Source organism: Oleomonas cavernae (genome assembly GCF_003590945.1).
Classification (GTDB): domain Bacteria; phylum Pseudomonadota; class Alphaproteobacteria; order Zavarziniales; family Zavarziniaceae; genus Zavarzinia; species Zavarzinia cavernae.
This window is the reverse complement of record NZ_QYUK01000023.1, coordinates 1-1593: the sequence shown is the minus strand read 5'-3', so window position 1 is coordinate 1593 and position 1593 is coordinate 1. Positions and strand designations below refer to the sequence as shown.

General features: G+C 65.9%; 1 protein-coding gene and 1 pseudogene. Both read right to left on the bottom strand.

The genetic code is table 11. The features are described 5' to 3' along the window. Window positions 1-482 (bottom strand): annotated as a pseudogene (locus D3874_RS29765) (hypothetical protein); the annotation flags it as partial. Further along, a complete protein-coding gene (locus D3874_RS27605; protein WP_199699404.1) occupies window positions 419-1330 on the bottom strand; it encodes an MFS transporter in 912 nt (303 codons plus the stop codon). The gene D3874_RS27605 and the pseudogene D3874_RS29765, both read right to left, overlap by 64 nt. Between the last annotated feature and the right edge of the window lie 263 nt (window positions 1331-1593).

The following is a 1593-nucleotide window of genomic DNA, read 5'->3' as shown; positions in this document are numbered from 1 at the left end:
TGTTCGATGCGGTAGAGGCTGCGCGTCAGCAACCACACCAGGAAGCGCATCAGGAACTCGGGCACCAGCGAGTAGATGAACACCGCCACCGCCGCGTTCATCAGTGCCACCACCAGCAGCAGCTCCGGGATCGTCAGGCCGGCCTTGAACAGGACCACGGCCAGGCCACCGGCCACGACCATGAACAGGGCGTTGAGGATGTTGTTGCCGGCGATGATGCGCGAGCGGTGCCCCGGGTCCGAGCGGGTCTGGATCAGGGCGTAGAGCGGCACGATGTAGAAGCCGCCGAACACGCCGATCAGTACCAGGTCGATCACCACGCGCCAGCTGCCCGCCTGCTGCAGGAAGGCGCCCGCGGACAGGCCGGTGACCTGCGCCGCTGCCGGATGCGCCAGGTACAGGTCGATGCCGAACAGCGTCAGGCCGATGGAGCCAGCGGCACCAGGCCGATTTCCACCTTGTGCCCGGACAGGCGCTCGCACAGCAGCGAGCCAGCGCCGATGCCCAGCGAGAACAGCGTCAGCAGCAGCGTTGCCACCGAGGGGTCGCCACCGAGGATCTGCTGCGCGTAGGTCGGCATCTGCGACAGGAAGGCGGCACCGAAGAACCAGAACCAGGAGATACCCATCACGGAGAGGAATACCGTGCGGTTGGTCTGCATGAAGCGCAGGTTGCGCCAGGTCTCCGTCAGCGGGTTCCAGTTGATGCGCAGTTCCGGCGCCGCCGGCGGCGCCACCGGGATCGCGCGGCAGGCGAGATAGCCGAGCAGCGCCAGCCCGACCACCACGGCGCTGACCCAGTGCGCGCCACCGGGCTGCGCGATCAGCCAGCCGCCCAGCACCGTGCCCAGCAGGATCGCCAGGAAGGTGCCGGCCTCGACCCAGGCGTTGCCTCCGATCAGTTCCTCCTCGCGCAGGTGCTGCGGCAGGATGGCGTACTTCACCGGCCCGAACAGGGCGGCCTGGAAGCCCAGCAGGAACAGCACGCCGAGCAGCACCGGGATGCTGGACAGCCACAGGCCAAAGGCGCCCAGGGCCATGATCCCGATCTCCAGCAGCTTGATCGCGCGGATCAGGCGCGATTTCTCGTATTTCTCGGCCAGCTGGCCGGCCGTGGCGGAAAACAGGAAGAACGGCAGGATGAACAGCACCGCCGCCAGGTTGACGTAGAAGTTGACCTGCTCCTGCGCCAGCCCGGCGATGCCGAAGGCCACCAGGATGACCAGGGCGTTCTTGAAGACGTTGTCGTTGAAGGCGCCCAGGGCCTGGGTCAGGAAAAACGGACCGAAGCGGCGCTGCCGCAACAGGCTGAACTGGCTGTCCTGACTCATTGCTTCCCCATGCTCTTTGTCGCGGCAGTTTACCCCGTCCCCGAACAAGTCTTTACCGGCATGCCCGCGGCAAGGACAATAGCCACCCAACGCAGGAAAACCTTCAGGGTCATGGCGAAGATTGTCAGAAGCACCCGGAACGGGCCGGAGGAGATCGAACTGGGCTCGTTCCAGTTGACCATCGGACGTCGCCCGGACAACAACATCGTCATCGACAACGCCTATACCGCGCCGCTGCATGCCGTGGTCGGCTTCGCCGACGG